General features: G+C 70.9%; 16 protein-coding genes. 5 read left to right on the forward strand and 11 right to left on the reverse strand.

Translation table 11 applies throughout. The features are described 5' to 3' along the window. On the forward strand, positions 1–2,206 hold a 2,206-nt coding region (gene treY, locus F0L68_RS28460; RefSeq protein WP_149852914.1), incomplete at its 5' end, for a malto-oligosyltrehalose synthase. After that, entirely contained in the window at positions 2,203–3,945 is a 1,743-nt protein-coding gene (gene treZ, locus F0L68_RS28465; protein WP_223199210.1) for a malto-oligosyltrehalose trehalohydrolase, read from the forward strand. The genes treY and treZ, both read left to right, overlap by 4 nt. Positions 3,946–3,962: 17 nt before the next feature. Here treZ and F0L68_RS43730 read toward each other — a convergent pair whose 3' ends face one another. Next, entirely contained in the window at positions 3,963–5,609 is a 1,647-nt protein-coding gene (locus tag F0L68_RS43730) for a sigma-70 family RNA polymerase sigma factor (protein WP_223199211.1), read from the reverse strand. 216 nt (positions 5,610–5,825) lie between these two features. On the opposite strand from F0L68_RS43730, the gene F0L68_RS28475 reads away from it, so the two are divergent. Beyond that, positions 5,826–6,647 carry a GGDEF domain-containing protein gene (locus F0L68_RS28475; protein ID WP_149852915.1) on the forward strand — a complete coding sequence of 274 codons (822 nt, stop codon included), beginning with the start codon at positions 5,826–5,828 and terminating at the stop codon, positions 6,645–6,647. A 299-nt stretch (positions 6,648–6,946) separates the two neighbouring features. Here F0L68_RS28475 and araD read toward each other — a convergent pair whose 3' ends face one another. The 4 genes from araD to F0L68_RS28495 form a co-directional block, all read right to left on the reverse strand. After that, complete coding sequence (gene araD / locus F0L68_RS28480; RefSeq protein WP_149852916.1) at positions 6,947–8,665, reverse strand: L-arabinonate dehydratase; 1,719 nt, start codon at positions 8,663–8,665, stop codon at positions 6,947–6,949. Further along, positions 8,662–9,576 carry a dihydrodipicolinate synthase family protein gene (locus tag F0L68_RS28485; protein ID WP_149852917.1) on the reverse strand — a complete coding sequence of 305 codons (915 nt, stop codon included), beginning with the start codon at positions 9,574–9,576 and terminating at the stop codon, positions 8,662–8,664. The genes araD and F0L68_RS28485 overlap by 4 nt, the downstream gene beginning before the upstream one ends. 184 nt (positions 9,577–9,760) lie before the next feature. Next, the gene (locus tag F0L68_RS28490) at positions 9,761–10,558 is read right to left on the reverse strand and encodes an alpha/beta fold hydrolase (protein WP_149852918.1); all 798 of its coding nucleotides are present in this window, start codon (positions 10,556–10,558) and stop codon (positions 9,761–9,763) included. 61 nt (positions 10,559–10,619) lie between these two features. Then, on the reverse strand, positions 10,620–11,858 hold the full coding sequence (locus tag F0L68_RS28495; RefSeq protein WP_149852919.1) for an MFS transporter: 1,239 nt from the start codon (positions 11,856–11,858) through the stop codon (positions 10,620–10,622). A 155-nt stretch (positions 11,859–12,013) separates the two neighbouring features. Here F0L68_RS28495 and F0L68_RS28500 point away from each other — a divergent pair, with 155 nt between their 5' ends. Next, positions 12,014–13,255, forward strand: coding sequence for an RNA-guided endonuclease InsQ/TnpB family protein (locus F0L68_RS28500; protein WP_149852920.1), 1,242 nt, complete (start codon positions 12,014–12,016; stop codon positions 13,253–13,255). Positions 13,256–13,312: 57 nt separating this feature from the next. Here F0L68_RS28500 and F0L68_RS28505 read toward each other — a convergent pair whose 3' ends face one another. The 5 genes from F0L68_RS28505 to F0L68_RS28525 all read right to left on the reverse strand — a co-directional run bounded on the left by F0L68_RS28505 (position 13,313) and on the right by F0L68_RS28525 (position 16,601). Then, a complete protein-coding gene (locus tag F0L68_RS28505; RefSeq protein ID WP_149852921.1) occupies positions 13,313–14,140 on the reverse strand; it encodes a class I SAM-dependent methyltransferase in 828 nt (275 codons plus the stop codon). Between the two features lie 79 nt (positions 14,141–14,219). Then, positions 14,220–14,465, reverse strand: a complete 246-nt coding sequence (locus F0L68_RS28510; RefSeq protein ID WP_149852922.1) for an acyl carrier protein — start codon at positions 14,463–14,465, stop codon at positions 14,220–14,222. 2 nt (positions 14,466–14,467) lie between these two features. Continuing rightward, positions 14,468–14,863 carry a holo-ACP synthase gene (locus F0L68_RS28515; protein ID WP_149852923.1) on the reverse strand — a complete coding sequence of 132 codons (396 nt, stop codon included), beginning with the start codon at positions 14,861–14,863 and terminating at the stop codon, positions 14,468–14,470. Positions 14,864–14,865: 2 nt separating this feature from the next. After that, positions 14,866–15,690, reverse strand: a complete 825-nt coding sequence (locus tag F0L68_RS28520) for a class-II aminoacyl-tRNA synthetase family protein (RefSeq protein WP_149852924.1) — start codon at positions 15,688–15,690, stop codon at positions 14,866–14,868. 20 nt (positions 15,691–15,710) lie between these two features. Continuing rightward, complete coding sequence (locus tag F0L68_RS28525) at positions 15,711–16,601, reverse strand: diiron oxygenase (RefSeq protein ID WP_149852925.1); 891 nt, start codon at positions 16,599–16,601, stop codon at positions 15,711–15,713. A gap of 396 nt (positions 16,602–16,997) precedes the next feature. Between F0L68_RS28525 and F0L68_RS28530 the strand changes: the two genes are divergently transcribed. Continuing rightward, the gene (locus F0L68_RS28530) at positions 16,998–17,891 is read left to right on the forward strand and encodes a TIGR03619 family F420-dependent LLM class oxidoreductase (protein ID WP_149852926.1); all 894 of its coding nucleotides are present in this window, start codon (positions 16,998–17,000) and stop codon (positions 17,889–17,891) included. A 21-nt stretch (positions 17,892–17,912) separates the two neighbouring features. On the opposite strand, the gene F0L68_RS28535 is transcribed toward F0L68_RS28530, so the two are convergent. Further along, entirely contained in the window at positions 17,913–19,967 is a 2,055-nt protein-coding gene (locus F0L68_RS28535) for an AfsR/SARP family transcriptional regulator (protein WP_149852927.1), read from the reverse strand. Between the last annotated feature and the right edge of the window lie 32 nt (positions 19,968–19,999).

Below are 19,999 nucleotides of genomic sequence, written 5' to 3' on the forward strand. Positions count from 1 at the left end.
CCAGCTCGGCGTCGGCGCGCTGTACGCGTCCCCGATGCTGGCCGCCGCGCCGGGCTCGACGCACGGCTACGACGTGGTGGACCACAGCCGCGCGTGTCCCGAGCGCGGCGGCGAGCGCGGCAGGCGGGTGCTCGCGGCGCGGCTGCGGGAACTGGACCTCGGGCTCGTCGTGGACATCGTGCCCAACCACATGTCGGTCGCGGTGCCCTCGGCCAACCCGTGGTGGTGGGACGTGCTGCGCCACGGCCAGGAATCCCGCTACGCCAAGCACTTCGACGTGGACTGGTCGGCGGGCCCGCTGCTGCTCCCGGTGCTCGGGGACGACGACGGCGTGGCCGACCTCAAGATCGACGACGGCTGCCTCGTCTACTACGAGCACCGGTTCCCGCTCGCGCCGGGCACCGACCGGCCGGCCGGCGGCGCACGGGAGATCCACGAGCGGCAGCACTACCGCCTGGTGTCCTGGCGGCGCGGCAACGCGGACCTGACCTACCGGCGTTTCTTCGACATCACCAGTTTGGCCGCGATCCGGGTGGAGGACCCCGAGGTGTTCGCCGCGGCGCACGCGGAACTGCTGCGCTGGGCGGCCGACGGCGACGTGACCGGCCTTCGGGTGGACCATCCCGACGGCCTGACCGACCCAGGCGAGTACCTGCGCGGGCTGCGGGCCGCCTCGGGCGGGTGGCTGGTCGTGGAGAAGATCCTCGCGCCCGGCGAGGCGCTGCCGGCGTCCTGGCCGGTGGACGGCACCACCGGGTACGACTCGCTGCGCGAGATCTGCGGGGTGTTCGTGGACCCCGCGGGCGGGCCCGCGTTCACCGAGTTGGCCGAAAGCCTCGGCGTGGCAACGGATTTCGCCGCCGTGCAGGAGGAGTGCCGGCGGTTGGTCACGGACACGATCCTGGTCGCGGAGAAGCGCCGGATCGCCGCACTGCTGCCCGGCGTGCCGCGCGCGGCGGCCGAGGATGCCGTGGCCGAGGTGATGATCGCCTATCCCGTCTACCGCAGCTACCTGCCGGCCGGCCGCGCCAGCTGGCAGGCCGCGCTCGGCCGGGCCCGCGACCGCCGCCCCGAGCTGGCCGCCGCGTTCGACGCCCTGGACACCGGGGTGCGCAGCAACCCGGAAGGCGAACTGGCGCAACGGATCCAGCAGACCTCCGGCATGGTCGTCGCCAAGGGCACCGAGGACACCGCGTTCTACCGTTACACCCGGTTCGTCGCGCTGAACGAGGTCGGCGGCGAGCCCGCCGCGTTCGGGGTGTCGCCGGCGGAGTTCCACGCGGCCTCGGCGGCCCGCGAGGCCGCGACACCGCGCGGCATGACCACGCTGTCCACGCACGACACCAAGCGGTCCGAGGACGTGCGGGCCAGGCTGTCCGTGCTCGCCGAACTCCCGACCGAGTTCGCCGGGTCCGTTCGCCGCTGGACGGACCGGTGCGGCATCCCCGAGCCGTCGCTGAACCTGTTGGCCTGGCAGACCTTGCTCGGCGCGTGGCCGATCGACGCGACCAGGCTGCGCGAGTACCTGCTCAAGGCGGCGCGGGAGGCGAAGGTCCGCACCTCCTGGGTGGACGGCGACGCGGAGTTCGAGTCCGCCGTGGCCGCCTGGCCCGAACGAGTGCTCGCGGACGCCGAACTGGCGGCGGAGGTGGCGACGATCGTCGAGCGGATCCGCCTGCCGGGTTGGTCCACCGCGTTGGGGCAGAAGCTGGTCCAGCTGGCCGGCCCCGGGGTGCCGGACGTCTACCAGGGCACCGAGCTGTGGGACCTGTCGCTGGTCGACCCGGACAACCGGCGCCAGGTGGACTTCTCGGCACGCCGGAACCTGGTGGGGCGCATAGCGTCCGGCTGGCTGCCCGAGGTGGACGACGACGGCGCCGCGAAGCTCCTGGTGGTGCAGCGCGTGCTGCGGCTGCGCCGCGAGCGACCCGACCTGTTCGTCGGCTACCGGCCGCTGCCGGCCGACGGGCCCGCCGCCGAGCACGCGCTCGCCTTCGCCAGGAGCGCCGACCTGGTGGCGGTCGCGACCCGGCTGCCGGTGCGGCTGGCCGCCTCCGGCGGCTGGCGCGACACCGTGCTGCCGCTGCCGGCCGGCCAGGGCTGGACGGACCTGCTGACCGGCAAGGAGATCGACTCGCCGAACCCGGCGCTGGCCGAGTTGTTGGACCGCTACCCGGTGGCGCTGCTCGTCCGGAGGACTGCGTGAGATTTGCCGTGTGGGCCCCGGAACGGACCCGGGTCCTGGTGCGCCTCGACTCCGGCGACCACCCGATGTCCAGGGACGACGGCGGCTGGTGGCATGCGTCGCTGCCCGACGCGCCCGGCGACGTCGACTACGCGTTCCTGCTCGACGACGATCCGACGCCGCTGCCCGACCCCCGCTCGGCCCGGCAGCCCAACGGCGTGCACGGCCCGTCCCGGCGCTACGACCACGCCGCGTTCGAGTGGTCCGACCACGGCTGGACCGGGCGCGCCCTGCCCGGCAGCGTCGTCTACGAGCTGCACATCGGCACGTTCACCGAGGCCGGCACCTTCGACGCGGCCGTCGAGCGGCTCGACCACCTCGTGGACCTCGGCGTCGACCTCGTGGAAGTCATGCCGGTCAACAGCTTCGACGGCGTGGCGGGCTGGGGCTACGACGGCGTGCTGTGGGGCGCGGTGCACGAACCCTACGGCGGCCCGACCGCCTTCAAGCGGCTCGTGGACGCCTGCCACGCGCGGGGCCTCGGCGTCGTGCTCGACGTGGTCTACAACCACCTCGGCCCGTCCGGCGCGTACCTCGACCGGTTCGGCCCGTACTTCGCCGGCCGCAACGACTGGGGACCGGGGCTCAACCTCGACGGGGCCGGGTCGGACGAGGTCCGCCGCTACGTCGTCGACAACGCGCTTGGCTGGTTCCGGGACTTCCACGTGGACGGGCTGCGGCTGGACGCGGTGCACGCGCTGGTCGACCGCCGCGCCACGCACCTGCTCGAGGAGCTGTCCGCCGAGGTGGACGCGTTGTCCGCCGGGCTGCGCCGGCCGCTGACGCTGATCGCCGAGTCCGACCTGAACGACCCGGCCGTGGTCACCGCGCGCGAGGCGGGCGGACGCGGGATCGCCGCACAGTGGTCCGACGACCTGCACCACAGCCTGCACGTGGCGCTGACCGGCGAGAAGCAGGGCTACTACGCCGACTTCGCCGCTCCCGGCGCGCTGCCGGCCACCCTGCGCGGGGTGTTCTTCCACGCCGGCACCTGGTCGTCCTTCCGGGGCAGGACGCACGGCAGAAAGGTCGACACCGCAAGGATTCCAGGCCACCGGTTCCTCGCCTACCTACAGACCCACGACCAGGTCGGCAACCGCGCGGCCGGCGACCGGATCTCCGCGCTCGTGTCGCCGGACCGGCAGCTCTGCGCCGCGGCCATCGTGCTCTGCTCCCCTTACACGCCAATGCTGTTCATGGGGGAGGAGTGGGCAGCGGGCACGCCGTGGCAGTTCTTCGCGTCCTTCCCCGATCCCGCGCTCGCCGAGGCCGTGCGGACCGGGCGGCGCAGGGAGTTCGGCGAGCACGGCTGGGGCGAGGCCGAGGTGCCCGATCCGATGGATCCGGCGACGTTCCTGCGGTCGAAGCTGAACTGGGCCGAGCTGGCCGAGCCGCGCCACCGCGAGGTCCATGAGCTGTACCGGGAGCTGATCGCCCTGCGCCGCAGCCGTTCCGAGCTGGCCGACCCCCGGCTGGACCGGTTCGTGGTCGACGCGGACGAGCACCCGTGGCTCGTGCTGCACCGGGGTGCGCTGCGGGTGGTGTGCAATCTCGGCGACACCGAGGCGCGCGTGCCGCTGGACCGCGAGCCGCACGAGGTGCTGCTGGCGTCGGCGTCGGTGGAGCTGGCCCCCGCCGCGGTGACGCTGCCGGCCGCGTCCTTCGCCGTGCTGGACACGGAGCCCGACCCGGCCGACTGACGGTCCCTGACGGCTAATTAGAGCGGCACGTCCTCGCTCGCCCGCAGCGTGCCGACGGTCGCGGACAGCCGGGCGACGCCGGCCGCGCCGGGGATCGTCACGAGCGTCATCGAGATCGTGCTGCCCTGGCCGGGAGCCACCGTGATCGCGCAGACCAGCTCGCTGCCGATCGCGGGCCGGCACCGGCCGCTCCCGTCGATGCCGATGACCCCCGCCGGCAGCGCGACGGTGAGCGTGCCCGTCGCCGAGGAGGATGCCGTGCCGTGCACAGTGATGTCCAGTCGCCGCAACAGCTTCCCGGTCAGCTCCTCGCGGCCGAGCGCGGTGACGGTCGAGGAGAGGGCCACCGTGTCGGCGCGCACCGGGGTCGGCTGCGTCGTGGTCGTGGCGGGCGGTGTTGTCGTCGGCGGCGTTGTCGTCGGAGGCGTGGGGGCTACGCCCTGTCGGGACGTCGACGCGGCCACGGTCGTCGACGTGGGCGGCGCGCTCGACGTCGGCGCGGCGGACGGGGACGGCTGGTCCGGGGTCGTGGTGGCGCGAGCGGGCTGCGTGGACGTCGACGGCTGGCCAGGCACGGCGGGTTGGTGCGCCTGGGTCGTTGGCGCTCTGCCGGGGGTCGGAACGGCGCCGGGCGTCGGGGTGTTGGGCGTTGTGGGGACGTTGCTCGATGGCGGCGCGGCCGGTGTCGTGGTCGGGATGGCCGTCTCGGCCTCCGCGGCTGGCACGCTCTGGTGGACCGGGCTCAGGTACAGCGCGCCCGCGACCCCGGCGGCCGCGGCGGCCACGCCGATCCACTGGGCGATCCCGGTCGTCGCCGAGTTGGCGCCCGCGGTGACCGGCGCAGCCGCGGCGGTGGCGGTGCCCGGCCCCGTGGTCGCCAGGTAGCCGGCCGCGCCGACGCCGAGCACCAGCGGCGCGACGACCGCGCGCAGGGTGGTGTTGACGTCGGACAGCTCGGCGGTCAGCGCCCGGCAGCGCTCGCACTCGTCGAGGTGCGCCTCGACCTGGTTGGCCTCCCGCTTGGACAGCGCGCCCCTGACCCATACGGCCAGCCGGTCCACGGTGGCGCGGCAGCGTGCGGAGGTGGTGTCGGTCAGGTGCAGTTGCAGGTATGCCTGGCGCAGGCCCTCGCGGGCGCGGTAGGCCAGCGCCGACACGCCGTTCGCGCTGAGCCCGAGGATCGGCGCGATCTCGGCCGGGCTCTGGCCCTCGATCTCGGTGTGCCACAGCACGGTCCGCCACCGCTCCGGCAGCCGCGCGTAGGCCGTCGCCACCAGCGACCGCTCCGCCAGGGCGACGACCTCGTCGGACGGGTCGCCCTCGTCCCCGACGGTCGGCCGGTCCTGGAAGTCCTCCTGGAGCGACACCCTGCCGTCCTTGCGGTGCTTCTGGAAGGCGACGTTGCGCACCACGGTGAGCAGGTAGGGGCGGAAGCCCTCGGTCGGGCCCCGGCCGGACCGCAGCATCTCCAGCACCTTGGCGAAGGCCTCGGAGACCAGGTCGTCGGCCTCCGTCGCGGAGTTGCCGAGGCTGAACGCGAAGCTGCGTGCCGCGCCCGCGTGCCGTTCGTACAGGACGCGGTAGGCGGCGGACGAGCCGGCGCGCACGGCGTCGGCCAGCTCGCTGTCACCGAGTGCGTCTGCCGAGTGACGCATTGTTGACATATCGTCCCTTCCTCTTTGACTCCTGATGCGTCAACGGCGATCTCGTGACGCGGAATCGCGTCATGAACGGCAACTATCGACATCCGGTAAGTGATTGGTGGCTGAGCGTGTGTATTCGGACGCATCGCCGCTGCGGGGGATTTCGGCTGAAACGGTCGTCATCGGACAACTGCCCCGACGTCACATTGGCACGGTGCACACGGGAGGACGCGCGCAGTGACGGAGGACTCAGCTGGTTTCGAGGTCGTGCCGAGGCAGGCCAGGGGTGACAACGACGAGATGGGGCGATTTCTGCGGAGCTGGCGGGCGCGCAGCGTGGCGGGCGGGTGGTCCTTCCCGAGCGACTGGGCGGTGGCCGGGGTGCGCGAGGTCGCGGCGGCCGTGCTGCACGGCACGGACCCGACGACGGCGCTGACCGGGCTCGGCGGGGCGCGGGCCAGGGTCGGCGTCGGGCTGCGCGAGACGCTGCGCGACCTCGCCGCGCTCCAGGCCGCGGTCGCCTACCGGCAGCGGCGGGAGGAGGAGTCCGACCGCGTGCCGAACACCTGGCTGCGCGCGGTGGCCGTCGGCTGGAGCGACGAGACCGAGCGCTGCCTGGTCTCGACGCACGCGGACGACCCGCTCACCGGGCTGGCCACGGCCGCGTACCTGCGCACCAGGCTGCTGGAGGTCTACCAGGAGTGCGAGTACCTCGGCGTGCCGGTGGCCGACCGGTACGCCGTCGTGGTGGTCAGCCTCGGCCACGAGGCGCTGCCGCCGATGAGCCGCGCGGCCGGCATGATCACCGTGGCCGCCGCGCTGCACCTGGTGTTCTGCGCAGGCGAGACCCGCGCGCTGCTCGCGCCGTCCACCGCGGTGGTGCTGACCCCGGTCGGACACCGTTTGGCGGACCGGGTTTCCACCGCGCGGCGGTTGGTCGCGCGGCGATTGGCCGCGGATCCGGCCACGACCGGGGTGACCCAGGCCGTCTGGATCGCGCAGCTGCCCGCGGTGTACGACGCCGCGCGGGGTCTCACCGCGACCGTGCTGCGCCACTGAGGTTTCCGGCCTGGAACGGGCAGGTTTCGGGCCCGGCACACGGAAGTGCCCGCGCGCCGGACCCGAAACGCAGCAACCCCCGGGCCTGCTCCTGCGTCACGCAGGCCCGAGCTGGACTGGCTCGGGAGCACCGGGGGCTGGGTAGCTGCCTGTTATTCGCGGACCGCTCGTCCGCAGAAGGGCGGTCCTAGCGGACAGCCACCTCACGAGTCCCGTTGATACTCAACTCTGGACCACCTCCTCTCTCGTGTACTGGCAACGCTAGTAGCCCAACACCCACCCGTGCAACGGATATTCGATCAGCCAGCGTTGGGCTCCGGGTTGCTGCCGGCGCGGGCCAGGAACTCGAAGTCGCAGCCCCGGTCGGCCTGCGTGATGTGGTCGTAGTACAGCGCTCCGTAGCCGCGCTGGAACGCCGGCTCCGGCGCGGTCCAGGCGGCGCGGCGGGCGGCCAGCTCCGCGTCGCTCACCTCCAGCCGCAGGCTGCGGCCGGGCACGTCCAGCGTCACGAGGTCGCCGTCGCGCACCAGCGCCAACGGGCCGCCGACGTGCGCCTCCGGCGCGACGTGCAGCACGCAGGCGCCGTAGCTGGTGCCGCTCATCCGCGCGTCGGAGACGCGGACCAGGTCGCGGACTCCCTGCCGCAGCAGGCGATCCGGGATGGGCAGCATCCCGTACTCCGGCATGCCCGGTCCGCCCTTGGGGCCAGCGCCGGCCAGCACCAGCACCGAGTCCGCCGTGACGTCGAGGTCGGGATCGTTGATTCGTCGTTGCAGGTCGGCGTAGCCGTGGAAGACCACGGCGGGTCCGGTGTGCCGCAACAGCTTCGGGTCGGCGGCGAGGTACTTGATCACCGCGCCGTCCGGGGCGAGGTTGCCGCGCAGGACCGCGACCCCGCCCTCCGTCGCGAGTGGACGGTCCAGCGGGCGGATCACCTCGTCGTCGTGCACGGTCGCGCCGGCCAGGTCCTCGCCGAGGGTTCGCCCGGTGACGGTGACGCGGTCCAGGTGCAGCAGGTCGCGCAGGCGCGCCAGCAGCGCCCGCAGGCCGCCGGCGTAGTAGAAGTCCTCCATCAGGAACTCGCCGCCCGGCTCGATGTTGGCCAGCACGGGAACCCTGCGGGCCAGCTCGTCGAAGTCGTTGAGGCCCAACGGGATGCCGCTGCGGCCGGCCATCGCGATCAGGTGGATCACGGCGTTGGTCGACCCGCCGAGGGCGAGCACCGTGGTGATCGCGTCGGCGTAGGCGCGCTCGTCCAGGATCCGGGAGATCCGCAGGTCCTCCCAGACCAGGCCCACCGCGCGCATCCCGCTCGCCGCCGCCATCCGGTGGTGCGCGGAGTCGACGGCGGGAATCGAGGCGGCGCCGGGCAGGGACAGCCCGAGCGCCTCCACCGCGGAGGTCATCGTGGACGCGGTGCCCATCGTCATGCAGTGCCCCGGCGAGCGGGCGAGGCCGCTCTCCAGCTCCGACCACTCGCACTCGCCGATCAGCCCGGCCCGCTTGTCGGCCCAGTAGCGCCACATGTCGGTGCCGCTGCCCAGTTTCCTGCCCCGCCAGTTGCCGCGCAGCATCGGGCCGGCCGGCACGAACACGACCGGCAGGTCCGCGCTGGCCGCCCCCATCAGCAGCGCTGGTGTCGACTTGTCGCAGCCGCCCATCAGCACCGCGCCGTCGACCGGATAGGACCGCAGGACCTCCTCGGTCTCCATGGCGAGCAGGTTCCGGTAGAGCATCGGCGTCGGCTTCTGGAAGGTCTCCGACAGGGTGGACACGGGGAACTCCACGGGATAGCCGCCCGCCTGCCACACTCCGCGCGCGACCTGCTCGGCGCGCTCGCGGAAGTGCTGATGGCACGGGTTGATGCCGCTCCAGGTGTTGAGAATGGCGATGACGGGCTTGCCGAGGTGTTCCTCGGGGTTGAGGCCGAGCTGCCGGCTGCGCGCGCGGTGGCTGAACGAGCGCAGGCCGTCGCCGCCGTACCACCGGTGGCTGCGCAGCTCCTCGGGACGCCTCACCCGGCGTCCCGGATGTCCCAGGAGGCAAGGATCTCGGCGACCCGGTCGCGCCGCGCCTGATCGAGCCGGTGGCTGGGCGGGCGAACGTCGGGACCGCACAACCCCAGCTGCGCAAGGGCCTCCTTGACCACGGTCACGTTGTTCGCCGCCTCGGACTCCGCGCGCAGCTCCTCGAAGGCGCGAATCCGTTGCCAGAGCTGCATTGCCGCCGGATAGTCGCCGCCGCGTAGCGCGGCGAGCAGGTCGAGCGACAGGGCGGGCCAGACGTTGGCCAGCCCCGAGGTGAAGCCGCGCGCGCCGACCGCCCAGTAGCCGGGCGCGGACAGCTCGGCGAGGCCGGCGATCCACACGAAACGGTCGAGGCCGGCGTCCCTGGCGACCGAGGCGAACCGCACCGGGTCGGGCACCGCGTACTTCACCGCGATGACGTTCGCGCAGTGCTCGGCGAGCCTGGCCAGCTGGTCCCCGCCGATCCTGGGGTTGCGGACGTACAGCACCACGCCGAGTTCCGGCACGGCGTCCGCGATCGCGCGGTGGTAGTCGACCCAGCCGTCCAGCGAGACATAGGGATGCACCGGCTGGTGCACCATGATCATGTGCGCGCCGGCCTGCCGCGCGTGCCGCGCGGCCTCCGTCGCGGTGCGCACGTCGTGGCCGACGCCGGCGAGCACGAAGGTGTCCGCGCCGACGAGCTTGGTGGTGAGTTCGACGGTGCGGCGCGTCTCGGTATCCGACAGCGCGTAGAACTCGCCGGTGTTCCCGTTCGGCGTCACGACGCGGATCCCGCCGCGCACCAGGCGATCCAGCAGCCGGCCGTACGCGTCGGCGTCGATCGATCCCGCCGCGTCGAAGGGGGTGACGGGAATCGCCACGACACCGGCCAACTGCTCCGACAGCTCCTGGAAGGTCACAGCCCAGTACTACGCCCGGGTTCGATGGCCGTCAAGAGAACATCGGACCTCTGTCGTCGTCCGCCGTGGACCCGGGTCGCGGGATCCCATTCCGTTGGTCAGTGTTGACGAGCCGTCGGGTCGGTCATACGCTGCTTCGACGGAAGACATCCGATGTGTGTCATGCGCCTGGCGCAAGGTGCCGCTACGGCTGTCCGAGGAACTCGTCGACGATCCTGAGTAGTTCCGCCGGTTCCTCCACGGCCACCAGGTGGCCGGAGTCTATTTCGACGTACTCGCTGCCGGGGATCGCCTCGTGCAGCTGCCTCGCGTACCTGATCGGCACCAGCTGGTCCTCCTTCGGCGCGACCACCAGGGTCGGGGCCTTGATATCCGGTAGGTATTCGCTGATGTCCATCTGGTCAACCAGGTGGACCAGCGCGACCAGTGCCTTGGTCGGCATGAGCCCGACACGGATCTGGAACCGTTCGGCCGCGCTGATCGTGTCCAGATAGCGAGCGGAGAGCGCGTGCATCATCGAGTAGTCGGCGAAGGCGTTGGCGTCCTGCTCGGCAAGGCGGAGCCAGGTCCGCACGAACATGCGCTGCCGAGGCTGGCGGTAGTGCATGAACCCGCCGCAGATCACCAGGCGGCGGACGAGGTCGGGCTCCTTCACCGCGGCGACGGCGGCGGCGACCGCGCCGGTGGAGAACCCGACGACGTCCACCGGGCCGTGCGCGGTGGCCCGCACCACGCCAAGCACCTGCTCGGCCAGCAGCTCGAAGCTCAGCTCCTCGTCGGGCAGCGGGGTGAAGCTGCTGCCCGAGTAGCCCGGCACGATCACGGTCCGGCTCTGGGTGAGGTGTTCCAGCAGGTTGGTGAAGCTCGACTCCGGGTGCCCGCCTGCGCCGTGCACGAGGACGAGCTCAGGACCCTGGCCCTGCACGAAGTAGCCGACCGGAATGCCGGCGACCTCGACGCTGTTCATTGTCGCGCTGGTCATGCGCTTGTTTCCCTCTCTCTCGGCCGTCGCGCACGGTCGTGCCGGAACGATCTCGGCGAGATCACCCCGCGGCCGCCGCCGGCTTGCCGATCTCCTCGGCGGGCTCCGTGCCGCGTTCGTCGGTCGGCCGCGCGGACCGCCAGGTGATCAGGCACGCGGCCACCGCGAAGACCGCGGCCACGGGTAGCACGAAGGCCGAGGAACCGGTGGTGCTGAGGATGACCGCGCCGATCACGCTGGACGCGAAGTTGCCCAGGTACGCGGTGGACAGGTTGAGCGACGTCACGAGGGGTGCGCCGCCCTGTGGCGCGTACGCGATGATGCGATGCTGCTGCGGGCCGATGACCGAGAAACACACGACGCCGCTCAACGCGTGCATGAGGGCCACCAGCGCGAAGTTCTCCCGAACGGGCAGCATCAGCAGGAACACCACCGCGATGCCAACGGTGGCGCCGATGACGACGCGCCGGGCGTCGTACCGGTCGGCCAGCGAGCCGGCCAACAGGTTCCCGCCGGTGGCGGCGATCCCGAAGATCATCAACAGCAGGGCGAGCCTGGCCTGGTCTCCGCCGGTCGCCGGCGCGAAGACCGCGCTCATGTAGGTGAAGGGGAGGAAGATGGCGACGAACGCGAGCAGCGTGACGACGAGGACCCGCAGCACCCGTCGGTCGGTCAGCGGCGCTAGGCGTTGCCGCAGCGTGACGCCGAGGTCGAGCCTGATGGCGGGCAGCAGGACGGCGACCGCGACCGCGATGACCCCGGCAATCGCGGTGATGAACCAGATCGCCGCCTGCCAACCCCAGGCCTTTCCGATGACCGTGCCCAGCGGAGCGCCGAGGACGAGCGCCAGCGTCGAGCCTGCGGTCACCATGGCGATGGCGCTCCCTCGTCGCTGGTCGGTGGCCAGGTGCGCGGCCGTGGCCACCGCGCTCGCGGTGAACAACGCCGCGCCGCAGCCCGCCAGTATTCGGGAGCCCAGCACCAGTCCGTAGTTGTTCACCGACGCGGTCACCGCGTTGCCCAGTCCGAGCAGCACGAGCGCGGTGACGAGAACCTGCCGCCTCGGCCACCTGCCGGTGACGGTGGCCAGAATCGGCGACAGCAGCGCATACGTCACGGCGAAGGTGCTCACCAGCTGACCGGATGCCGCGATGCTGACATGCAGCGTCTTGTTGATCTCGGGCAGCAGCCCGACGATGACGTAGCCGTCGGTTCCCACCGCGAAGGCGCCAAGCGTCAGGATCGCGGTACGCGCACGCCAGTTCTGCCGCCCGGGGGCGGTGTTCTCGTTGTCGGTCATCGAGGTCCTTTCGTGGATACCCCTGGCCTCAGCCGGGGGAGGAAACGAAACCCCTGCGGAGCAGTGTGGTGAAAGACGAACCGCCGCAGGGCGGTTCGTCTTTCACCACCTGCCCGACCGTAAGGTTCACAAGCAAATCCGCTATCTTGTGAACCGTGTCCACGCACGTGAAGCGGGCGTTCAAATACCGCTTCTATCCCACCGACGCGCAGGCAGCCGAGCTGTCGCGCACGTTCGGCTGCGTGCGCAAGGTCTACAACATGGCGTTGCAGGCCCGCACCGAGGCGTGGACGCTGCGGCAGGAACGGGTCAACTACAACGCCACCTCGGCGATGCTCACCGGATGGAAGAAGACCGAGGACCTGGCCTACCTCAACGAGGTGTCCTCTGTTCCGTTGCAGCAGACGCTGCGGTACCTGCAAGGGGCGTTCACCAACTTCTTCCAGAAGCGGGCCGAGTATCCGAGGTTCAAGTCCCGGAAGAAGTCCCGTCGATCCGCCGAGTACACCAGCTCGGCATTCCGGTTCCGGAACGGCAGGCTGACGCTGGCGAAAATGGCGGAGCCACTGGACATCGTGTGGTCGCGTCCGCTGCCTGAGGGCAGCGAGCCGACCACGGTCACCGTGTCGCAGGACAGCGCGGCACGCTGGTTCGTCTCCCTGCTGTGCGTCGACCAGCCCAAGCCGATGCCAGTAACGGACGCCGCTGTCGGCATCGACGCCGGTATCACCTCCCTGCTCACCGTGTCCCGGCCGATCGAGGGTCTGACCGACGGACAGGGCAAGATCCGCAACCCGAGGCATGAGCGGACCGACCGCGCCCGCCTGGCCAAGGCCCAGCGCGAGTTGTCCCGCAAGGCCAAGGGCAGCAACAACAGGGCGAAGGCCCGGCTCAAGGTCGGCCGGGCCTATGCCCGGATCGCGGACCGGCGCAGGGACTTCCTGCACAAGGTCACCACCGCTCTCGTGCGTGAGAACCAAACGCTCGTGATTGAGGACCTGGCGGTGCGCAACATGCTCAAGAGCCGGACCCTGGCCCGCGCCATCGCCGATGCGTCGTGGTCGGAGCTGCGAGGCATGCTGGAGTACAAAGCCCAGTGGTACGGGCGGGACCTGGTCGTGATCGACCGCTGGTTCCCCTCGTCCAAGTTGTGCTCGGCCTGCGGTGCCGCGTGGGGCACGATGCCGCTCACCATTCGCGAGTGGACGTGCGGTTGCGGAACGACCCATGACCGGGACGTCAACGCGGCGCGCAACATCCTGGCCGCCGGGCTGGCGGTTGCAGCCTGTGGAGACGGTGTAAGACCTCAACGGAGCACTCCGGGCGGGCAGTCGTCGGTGAAGCAGGAAACATCCCAACCGCGGCGCTCACGCGCAGCGGCTCAGCCGCGAGGCTGAGGGGGAGGAAGTCAACTCAGGTTCCTGTCGGTGTTCGGTCTCGTTGTCCTTGCCGGGTCAGCCGGTGGCGATCTCAGCCCGGATCAGCCAGTTCCTGGACACGCCGGGAACCTCGCGGGGCTGCACCTCGTAGGGCCACCGTCCCTCGCCGGCATCCGGCCGGCCTGGCTCGGTGAGCACGCGGAGGTCCCACCCGGTTGGCCGGAGGAACTCCTCGGGCTCGTCGGTGCCGAACAGCCACGGGATCCCGTCCTTGGCCAACGCGGACAGGAAGAACCGGGTCGCGGGACTGCGCAACAGCTGTTCGCTCAGGATGTCCAGCGCCAGCTGGCTGCCGGGCGCGGACACCGAGGCCATGGCGCGCAACAGCGTCGAGGCCTGGTCTTCGGTGAGGAAGAACAGCAACGCCTCGGCGATCCACAGCGTCGGCTTGCCTGGGTCGAACCCGGCGGCGGTCAGCCGGGGGACCCAGTCCTCGGCGAGATCGGCGGGGACCTCCTGTCGTCGCACGAAAGGCTGTGCGTCCATTGTGGACAGCCGGCGGCGCTTCTCGGCGAGCAGGGCGTCGTGGTCGACCTCGTAGACCACCGCGTCGGCCGGCCACCGCAGGCGGAAGGCCCGCATGTCCATGCCGGCGGCGATCAGGACCACCTGACGGATCTCGCTGCCGGACAGCAGGTTCTCGACCGTGTCGTCCAGGAACTTGGTGCGGATCGCGACGAACTCGACCAGTCCGCCGCCTCGGTACTTCTCCAGCAGCTCGAACCCCTTCGGGGCGGCGAGCTCGCGGGCGAACCTGTCCTCGAACAGCGGCGCGTCCGCGCGCTCCGACTCCAGCGCGCGCGCCGCTGCCGTCCACTGCGAGGTGTACGAAACGGTCTGCATGGCCGTCCTTCCTTCCGGTGTGCACGGTCGGGCCCCGCGTGGGGCGGCGGAACCGGGTTGTCCGGCCCCGCCGCGAACCTCACGCCGGGAAGAACGCCTTCTCGATGGCGGACAGGGTGCGGAAGTCATCGATGTCGACGGTGTCCACGTCGATGCTGGTGCCGCTGGCCTTCTCGATGACGAACACGAACTCGACGAAGGAGAGCGAGTCGATCAACCGGTTCTCGATGAGGTCGATGTGCTGGTCGACGGGGCTCCGCTCGGGGTGCTTGCCGACGATCCAGTCCCGAACGGCGTCGATGGTTCCTGGGGCGGTCGAGGTCATCGTTACCTTCCCTGGGGCGCAGAGGTGATGTGTGCTACCACCACGGCGACCGCGAACGGGCCGTCGTGGGTGATGCTGACCGCGATCGTGTCCAACCGGGCCTGGTGCGCCAGCCGCCTGGCGCGACCGCTCAGCTGGACCTCCGGCCATCCGCCGCGTCCCCTGAGGATCTCCACGCCGAGCCAGGGCAGCGTCTCCCGTTCGGTGTGCAGGACCTTGAAGACGGCCTCCTTCGCCGCGAGCCGGCCAGCGATGCCGGCGTGGTCGAAGCCACTGTCGTTGCGGGACAAGGAGATCTCGGTGTCGGACAGCAGCCGGTGCAGGTGCGGTGTGGCGGACCGGAGGATGTCCTCGACCCGGCTCAGCGGGACCAGGTCGACGCCGACTCTGGGGATCACGGTCAGTTCGTCCGCTGCGCGGCGTCGCGAACCGCCGCAAGGGCCTTCCGTGGATCGCCGTAGCGGCTGACGAGCACCGCGACCCACCGCTCAAGGCCGAAGGCGACGCAGCTGGTGAACGCCGGCTCGCCGGTGTCGGCCGTGGTGATCGCGCACCGCTCGCCGAAGAAGTTGCGGTGCGTGTTCACCGAGGAGATCGCCAGGTCCTCGCACCGGAACTCGTGCTTGACCGGGCTCAGCTTTTGCAGCAGGGCGCGGCCGCCGTCCTGCTCGAAGAAGGGGTCGGACGCGGGCACCTTCTCGACGTCGAGCAGCAGGTCCGTGGCGAAGGCGATGATCCGGACGGAGAGCCGGGCCAGCAGATCCTGCGCGTGCTCGGCGCTGCCGATGGCGACGATCTCCCGCATCTGGAAGCTCAGCAGGCGGCGTAGGCCGCCGTAGCTGTCCTCCCTGCGGAAGCAGCGATTCACCAGCGTCACCGTCGTCTCGGCCGCCACCTGCGAGTTCTCGTAGAACAGGTAGGCGCCGTAGCAGGTCGCCGACGGCAGTCCGAACCGCGCGCCGAGCAGCTGCTCTCGCCCGAACGCGCCGCTGTCGGCCGCGTCCACCACTCGGTCCACGTCGAGTTCGCTGGCGACGAGGGAGAGGTGCGGGAAGTTCTTGTAGATGTCGAACTTGCGGAGATCGTCGATGCGGTAGATGGGCGGCGGGCAGATCTCCCCAGCTCCCGCGGCCCAGCCAGCGAAGGTCCGATCAAGCTCCCGCAGCAGGGCCGTGTGGTCGGGATCCAGGATCGCCAGAGCCCCGCCACGCAGTGCGTCGTCCATGTCAGTCGAGTCCCCCTGATTCACGCGACGTGTAAGTTCTTGTCCCGGAAAATTCCCGTCTTCACCAGGTAGCTCAGCGGCTTGCGGAATACTCGTTGTTCGAACTCGTGCCGGGTGGGCGAGTTCAGCAGCGTGCTGCGAAACTCCAGCGGGTCCTCGATTCCGGCGTCCCGGTACACCTGGGGGTTGAACAGCGATTCGAAGCTGTAGCTGACATAGCGCTTCAGGTATCGCTCGACGTTGCGCAGCTCCTCCTCTGAGGCCCCGACGCGGAAGTCGTCGAAGAGGATCGCGACGAGTTCGCGACCGAACGCGATGTGCCGCGACTCGTCCTGGTGGTGAATGCGGTTGACCTGCCGGATCGTGTCGTGCAGCCCGGTGTCCTGGGCCATCTTGGCGTTGTAGTAGTCGACGAGTTCCTCGAAGATCAGTATTCGGGCGAAAACCAGCAGGCTTTCCGCCTCGGACGCGGGAACACTGGCGTTGCCGCCGCGCGGCTGCTTGTAGATCTTGTGTCCGTACCGCGAGCAGAACTCCGCGAAGAACCACATGTGCTCGTTCTCCTCACCGATGAAGTGGTGGAAGAACTCCGACGGCGCCTCGAAGTCGGTGGTGTGGATTCTCCTGGTGACCTCGATCAACAGCTCGCGGATGCCGTGCACGTTCAGGCTGTAGAAGTTCACGCTCTCGTACTTGGACAGCCGGTGCAGCTGCTCCTCGCCGAGGTCGCGAACCACCTCGCTGCCGTGCGTGGAGGTGAGGTCGGGGCTCATCCACCACATGTTCTCCGGCAGGGTTTCTGGCCACTCGAACACCCGATACGGGTTGTAGTAGTCTTCGATCGACTTGGTGCTGAGCCTGTCCAGGATTCCCCGGAACCGCTCGTTCGCCTCAATCAGGTCGCTCACCATGCTGAACACTCCATTGTGGCTGGAATCCGCGCTCGCAGAGTGTCACCCCCCATGTCGGGCCGCTCACCGCACAGGATGCACATGCGAAATGCGCGGTTGCGCAAGTCGCCGTTGTCGGCCACCCTCAGTGACGATCCCATAACTACGCAAAGCTCGGTAGCGGATTAAAGGTTTTGTGATCCAGGTCACGTGACATGGTAACGATCGGTACCATGTATGTCGATAACCGAGACATAGGGTACTTCGCGGCACGCTGGTAATGTAAAGGATTGCGAGGTCAGGACGTTATGACGGGGGAGGTGGCCTTCGGGAATGGTGTGCCCTCTTCGGTCCTGTCTGGCCCGATGGGCATTTGGCGTATTGTTGTTGAACTTTCAACCTGATAGCGTCCGGATCATGCGCATCGGATTCAGCCTTCCGCAGCTCGGTGGTGTCGCAGCCCGGCAGGCCGACGCCGTGGCCCGGTTCGCCGGCGAGGCGGAGGCGTTGGGGGCGGGCAGCCTGTGGGTCGGCGACCGGCTGCTGGCTCCGGTCAACCCCACCGTGGGCTACCCGCCGGGGGCCAGCACCATCCCGGAGGAGTTCCACCACATCCTGGATCCCTTCGTGGCGCTGGGGATCGCGGCTGCGGTGACCGAGAAACCCTTGCTGGGCACCAATGTGATCAACGCGCCGTGGTATCCGCCCGCGCTGCTCGCGCGCTCGCTGACCACCATCGACGCGGTGAGCGGCGGACGGCTGGTGCCCGGCTTCGGCTCCGGCTGGTCGCCGGAGGAGTTCCAGGCGGCCAGTGTGCCGTTCGCCGAACGCGGCCGTCGGCTGGACGAGTGCCTCGACGCGCTCGACCAGCTCTGGACCGCCGACCCGGCCGAGTACCACGGCCAGCACTGGACGGTGCCGGCCACCCACGCTGGGCTCAAACCCGTGCGGCGGCCGCAGATCCACCTCGCCGGCTTCGCTCCCGCGGCGCTCCGGCGGGTGGCCAGGAGGGCCGACGGCTGGCTGCCGATCCTGGTGCTCCCCGGTCCGACGGACCCGGCCGAGCTGATCACTGCGCCGATGCGGCGGATCCGGGAGTTCGCCGAGCAGGAGGGCCGCGACCCTGCCGGCATCGGCCTGGTCCTGCGCGTCTATCCGCAGCCGGGGGCCACCATCGACGAGGTCGTCAGCGCCATCCAGCGCTGCTCTACCGAACCCGACGTGCGGCACCTGCTCGTCGACCTGATGTTCCTGGCCACCAGCGTCGACCACGCTCTTGAGCTCGCCGAGACCATTCTGCGGAGCTGCTGAGCGGCCCGTCGACACGGACGGTCAGTTCGTCAACATCCAGCGCAGCTGGTCGAGCACCTTGGGCAGCGTGTCGGTCAGGTCGCGGTGCGCCAGCGCGCGCAGGATCGCGTGGTGCTCGCGATACCAGGCCAGGCTGGTCGCCCTTCCTCGGTGCCAGCCGGGCTCGTGCCGGACGCTCACCGACTGGTCGGGCAGGTGGTGCTGGACCGCCGTCAGGTAGTGGTCGACCACGCGCTGCACGGCGGCCGGCGCCGCCACCTCGGACCGGCCGAGCTCGTCCGCCGCGAGCAGGCGCACCAACGCCGGCACTCGGTACCTTGCCCTGGGCAGGGACTCCAGCAGGCCCGCGTCGACGAGCCGCTCGGCGGTCGCCTCGGCGCTGGCCTCGGCGACGTCCAGCAACGCGGCCACGGTCGCCACGGTGACCACGGGCAGGTCCAGCTCGGCGAGCAGGGCGAGCGCCGACAACGCCTCCTCGTCGCCGTCCACCCGCAGCCCGTGCACGCAGGTCTGCAATCGGTCCCGGACGCTCAAGTCGTTGCTCACCAACAGGTCCAGCCTGCGGTGCGCGTCGGCGAGCCGGTCGGCGAGGTCCGCGATGGTCCAGTCGGGGCGGGCGGCGAGTCTCGCGGCCGCGACCCGCACCGCCAGCGGCAGGCACTCGCACAGGCCGGCGAGGGTGTTCGCGTCGGCCAACTGCGCGTCGACCCGGTCGGCCCCGAGGACCCTGCGCAGCAGGTCCACCGCGGCGGGCACGGGCAGCCGGCCAAGCCGCAGGTGGTGGCAGCCGTCGATGGCGCCGACCGCGGCGCGGCCGGTCAACAGCACCGCGCAGCCGGGAGCCGTCGGGAGCAGCGGCCGGACCTGCCGCACATCGCGCAGGTCGTCGAGCACGAGCAGCACCCGACGTCCCTCCAGCGCCGCCGCCCACTGCGCGGCGGCCTGCCGTGGGTCGGCCGATGGCCGCTCGCCGAACGCGGACAGCAGGGCGGCGAGCGCGGCGGCCGGGTCGAGCGGCGCGTTCGACGCGCCCCGCAGGTCGAGATGGAGCTGACCGTCGGGGAACCGGTCGGCCACCGCCTGCGCCACGTGCAGGGCCAGCGCGGTCTTGCCGGATCCGGTCATCCCGTGCACCGCGCACACCGCGTTGTCCTCGGCCAACCGCGCGGTCAGCTCGGCCACCTCGGCGTCGCGGGCCACGAACACCGGGTTCCTCGGCGGCAGCCGATGCGGCGCGACGCGGGTGATCTCGACCGGGGCGGCCAGGGGAACGGGGGCGGCCGGGGTGCCGAGCGCGACCGCGAGCTGGGGATCCTCGGCCAGGATGCGCCGCTGCAACTCGCGCAACGGCTTGCTCGGCTCGACCCCGAGCTCGTCGATGAGCAGCCTGCGCAGGTCCCGGTACGCGCCGAGGGCGTCGGCCTGCTGCCCCGAGCGGTACAGCGCCACCATCAGGTGTTCGTGCAGCCGCTCGCGCAGCGGGTGCTGCGACACGATGAGCTTCAGCTCCGGCAGCACCTCCTCCGGGTCGCTGAGCGTGATCTGGAGGCCGAAGCGGCTTTCCAGCACGGTGAGCCGCGACTCCTCAAGCCGGGCCCGCTCGGCCATCACCGACAGGGTGAGGGCGACGTCGGCCAGCGGCGAGCCGCGCCAGAGCCGCAGCGCGGCGGTGAACGCCGTCATCGCGCCGGCCAGGTCGTCGGCGGCCAGCCGGGAGCGGGCCGCCGTCACCAGCTTCTCGTACTCCAGCACGTCGAGCGCGCCGGGCTCGACGGCGAACTGGTAGCCGCTCGCCTTGGTGACCAGCGCCCGCCCTGCGGTCTCGCCGAGCGCCGCGCGCAGCCGCCACACGCACCCGGCGAGCAGGCCCTTGACCTGTGCGGCCGGTTTGTCCGGCCACAGCTCCGCGTACAGCTGCCGCACCGGCACCACGCGGTTGGCGTTCAGCAGCAGAATCGCCAGCAGCGTGCGTTGCTTCGCCGAGCCGATCGACCGCCATTCCCCGCCGTCGTTGAACTCGACGGGTCCGAGCAACCGGAACCGGACCGGTGAGGTGTCCTGACGTGACGCCGCCAACGATCCTCCCCCCTGGATCCGCCACGCTTCAA

The organism is Solihabitans fulvus, from assembly GCF_008386585.1.
GTDB classification, from domain to species: Bacteria; Actinomycetota; Actinomycetes; order Mycobacteriales; family Pseudonocardiaceae; genus Solihabitans; species Solihabitans fulvus.